Here is a 4141-nt window from a genome sequence, read left to right on the forward strand (position 1 = left end):
ACCGTAACCCCCTCGATATCGACAGGCTCGACGATGGCGACAGGGGTGACAACACCGCTACGCCCCACCTGCATGATGACCTCACGCAGGGTGGTCAGTTTCTCGATAGCGGGAAATTTATACGCCGCCGCCCATCGGGGATTTTTCACCGTATAGCCCAACTCATCTTGGACGGCTATCGCGTCCACTTTGATTACCATCCCGTCCAACAGCATCGCAAAATTATCCCGCTCAACGCGCATTTCATGGTAAAAGGTCTCAATCTGATCGGCACTTTCGCACAAGTGGGTCATGTGAGGGTTTCGGAATCCCAGAGCGTACACCCACTCCATCCGCTCTGAGAGGTTTTTGATCTCCAGCGTATTGGCTCCGATGCCGTAGGGTATAAAGACGAGACGGCGTGAGGCGGTGATACGGGTATCGAGTTGGCGAAGGCTCCCCGCCGCCGCATTACGAGGGTTAGCAAACAGCGATTCGCCGTTACGGGAACGCTCCAAATTGATCTTCTCAAAATCCTCTTTGAAAATGACCACTTCTCCCCGAATTTCGATCCGTCCCGTATACTCGATACGAAGAGGGATCGACTGAATCGTTTTGGCATTTTGGGTAACCTCTTCCCCCTCAACTCCGTCTCCGCGCGTGATCGCCTGAGTCAGTACACCGTTGTCATAGATGAGATTCAAACTCGCCCCGTCAAATTTGGGTTCACAGTAGAAACGGACATCCCCGTACCCTTTCGTGATGCGGTTTACCCACGTCTCCAACTCATCTCGGTTAAAGAGGTCTTCGAGGCTCCACATGCGCACGAGATGCTGTGCTTTGTCAAACTTGTCCTGAGGGACATCCCCAACCCGCTGTGTCGGAGAATCGGGGATTATTTCGTTCAGATGCTCATTCTCATACGCCACCACGAGGTGATAGAGGATATCGTACTCTTCATCGGTCGTGATAGGATCATCGAGAACGTAATAGTGGTAGGAATATTTTTGAAGTTGTTTTACAGCATTTTGGTATTCGGTTTGGGTCATGATTAGATACTTTTGGGTTTAAAATTTTGTTGATTGATTAAAGAGGTGATAGTAATCATATCATCTTGGATAACATATACAATCACGTACCCTTTAAAGATTAAATCGCGAACATTATCATCGTCATAGTAGATCGATTTTCGACAACGATACGGCATATCGACCAAGGATTTACATTGAACTATCAACATTTGTTTAAATTCGCGTGCCGCATTCGGTTTATCTTCCGCTATTGTTTCGATCTGTTTGATCAAAGCAACCATAAATTCGGGATCAAATTCAATCTTCATAACGTGCAAGTGCTTCGTCTAACATTTTTTCTGCTTCATCGAGTGAATAGCATTTAACTTTTCCGCTCCGTAGTGCTTCAACTTGTCGTGCTACCATTCGCTTATCAGCTTCGAACTGTCTTTGTTGAATCTCTTGTTCGATCATGATTTCGAGTTCATCATTACGCATCAGGACAAAATCGAGTTTATTGTTTTTGAGAACGCCGATTTTATCGACTTCGTGGTTGGCTAGTTTCGAGAGGACTGCTCCGAAGTTTTTCGCGACATCGGTCGAACTCATCAGTTCGCTTGGTTTATAGGCTACCATCGTAATCTCCCGTATAATCTTACGGAATATTATACAGGATTTTTAGAATGTTTTAGAATAGTTGTCGATTTTACTACTAAAAAGTAGCCTATTTAGTTATAGTTATCACCTGACCCCTATTTATTTTTGACCCCTATTTTTTATTTTTTTCTTCTTTTTCTCTTGTTGCTTTGTTATCTCGACAACTGATATATAAAACTCAGTTTCTTTCAATTTTGAATATGTTTGCCATTTAATTTCATATGTATTTTTTAGATCCAATTTATAAAAGTTATCACCTTTAGATGTCCAGTGCAATTTATCATTCTTACTAAGTTGCATATTCTCATTTAAGATATAACCATCAGTAAACTGTTTTTCATAATTCCAGCTTTTATCCTCTTTCTGAATAATCATGCCGTCATGGAATGAAAAATTTTTATCCGTTGTATCTTTATCTGAAACATTCTCAAAGTATTTTTTTTCATTTGTGATTACAATAAAAAAACCTTCTTTTTGGATTGATTCCTTATTTATCAGCTGTTCAAGTCTATAAATGTCTTTTCTAAAACTAAACCTACCAATATCAATAGCACCTTGTTCTGTTAAGTTATATATTTCATCTTCATGAGGATATGGATATTTTTTTGTTTTGTATTTTAATTCAATAGGATAAGTAAGATTAGTTTTCTTATCAATCACAACTATATCAATAGGAGCTCTAATAATTTTTTCATTTTTATCACGTTTAAGCATTCTAATTTCTTGAGGTCGCTCAAGTCTAATTTCATAGTCTTCACCCAATTCTCGTTGGAGAATTGAAGAAAAAGAAAATTTAAAATCATCCTCTGAATGAAAAATTGGTCTCATTACTTTTAGCAAATCTAAACTTTTAGATATTTGATTTTTGATTGCAAATCCTTTAGAAGATAATATTCAAGCTCTTTATCCACCTATGTGGAATGAACATACATTCTTAGAGCCTCACGATTTTCGCCCCGAATCCCCCCAAATGCTGAGGGGCATCGGTGAAGCTTTTCACACTCGGATGAACTTTCAAAAACTCTTTGACAGCATAAGAGAGTTTCCCCGTTCCGATACCGTGATAGATAATCACCTCATCGAATCCCTGCAAGAGTGCATCGGAGAGAAATTTATCCATCCGCTCGCACGCCTCTTCCCCTCGTAGTCCGTGAAGATCGAGTTTAAGACCGCTTTTTTGGTCGATCTGCGACGTTACAGTGACCTTCGGTTTTTTCGGGAGGTTGCCGCTGGGTTTGAGATCGGTGAGTTTTACCCGCACCCGCATCCCCTCCACCTCGATCATCGCATCTTTCGCCCCGACGCTCACTACTGTTCCGCGCTGAGAGCGGTATTTCACCGTCTGCCCTACTTCGTATTTGATCGGTTCAGGTTCGGCAATCTTGATCGGCTCTGGTTTCGGAAGTTTCGCCTGTGCCTTGTTGAGCTGTCTATGGATTGCCGCCATATCCATCCCTTTTGCCGCCTCTTTCGCTTCACGGATCGCTTCATCGTATCCCGTTCGGAGTTTCGCTTTTTCGGCATCGAGTTCTACCCGTAGGTGTTCCCGTGCCTCTTTGAGTGCGCTCTCTTGGGTTTTGAGGGATTCAAGTCTCTCATCCACCTCACGGTTCTTCCGCTTTAACGAACGTTCCAGTTCGCTTCCCCGCTCGATGAGGACGCTCAGTTTCTCATGGTTTTCACCGTAGAGCGATTTCGCACGGGTGATGATGGCAGGGTTGATCCCGTAGCGTGTGGCGGTCTCGAATGCGTAGCTCTTACCGATCACCCCTTGTAAAAATTCATAGGTCGGTAAACGGCGTTCTTCGTCATAAAGTGCCGCCATCAGCTCCACATCGTCACGATCCGCCATCAATGCGGCGAGACGTTTGTGGTGGGTGGTGACGATGATCTTTTGACCCCGTTTGATCAGCTCATCGAGGACGATGGCAAAGAGTGCCGCCGCTTCGTCGCTGTCGGTTCCTAGTTCGATCTCATCGACACCGACAAGGGCACTTTTGTGCTCGAAGAGATGGCTAAACTGCACCATCCGCCCCGCGAAGGTGGAGATGTCGTTGCTCACACTTTGGGGATCGTCGATGACCGCTTCGATCCGCTTGAAACTCCCGATCCGTGATTTGTGGGGGTTGATCTTCATCGGGATAAGATATTTTGCCATCAAAGACGCCGAGAGGAGCGATTTGAGGAGCATCGTTTTACCCCCCGCATTCACCCCCGTAATCATGAGGAGATTCGAGCGGAAATCGACGCTGATCGGTTTGGGTTTGTGGATGGCGGGATGGGAGAACTCTTCGAGGACAACATCATCATTATTCTGAGGTTTTAGGATCGCGAAATCGCGCGTGCGGGCAAACAACACCCGCGCTTGATAGTGATCGTATCGATCAAACTCGCGGTCGCAAAAGCCGATAAACGGGACGAGATTGGAGAGTTTTGCACTAAATCGTTTCGCATACTCATAGAGCTTGCTCTCCCGCTCCTGCAACACATAGCGC

5 protein-coding genes are annotated in these 4141 nt (G+C 44.5%); all 5 read right to left on the reverse strand.

Annotated elements, in window-relative coordinates:
* Window positions 1-1028 (reverse strand): NAD-dependent DNA ligase LigA (ligA, locus tag WA010_RS04520; RefSeq protein ID WP_422555958.1); only part of this gene is annotated, 1028 nt, incomplete at its 3' end.
* 2 nt (window positions 1029-1030) lie between these two features.
* On the reverse strand, window positions 1031-1318 hold the full coding sequence (locus WA010_RS04525) for a type II toxin-antitoxin system RelE/ParE family toxin (protein ID WP_422555959.1): 288 nt from the start codon (window positions 1316-1318) through the stop codon (window positions 1031-1033).
* Window positions 1308-1625 carry a hypothetical protein gene (locus WA010_RS04530; protein WP_422555960.1) on the reverse strand — a complete coding sequence of 106 codons (318 nt, stop codon included), beginning with the start codon at window positions 1623-1625 and terminating at the stop codon, window positions 1308-1310. Before WA010_RS04530 ends, WA010_RS04525 begins: the two co-directional genes overlap by 11 nt.
* Before the next feature lie 120 nt (window positions 1626-1745).
* Window positions 1746-2486 (reverse strand): hypothetical protein, encoded by a 741-nt coding sequence (locus tag WA010_RS04535; protein ID WP_422555961.1) that lies wholly within the window; start codon window positions 2484-2486, stop codon window positions 1746-1748.
* Window positions 2487-2580: 94 nt separating this feature from the next.
* On the reverse strand, window positions 2581-4141 hold a 1561-nt coding region (locus WA010_RS04540), incomplete at its 5' end, for an endonuclease MutS2 (protein ID WP_422555962.1).

It is taken from the genome of Sulfuricurvum sp. (genome assembly GCF_049305995.1).
Lineage (GTDB): Bacteria > Campylobacterota > Campylobacteria > Campylobacterales > Sulfurimonadaceae > Sulfuricurvum.

Bases quoted from the DNA above. Each gene is read 5' to 3' on its own strand.
- WA010_RS04525 (WP_422555959.1), bottom strand. From the start codon at position 1,318: ATGAAGATTGAATTTGATCCCGAATTTATGGTTGCTTTGATCAAACAG.
- WA010_RS04530 (WP_422555960.1), bottom strand. From the start codon at position 1,625: ATGGTAGCCTATAAACCAAGCGAACTGATGAGTTCGACCGATGTCGCG.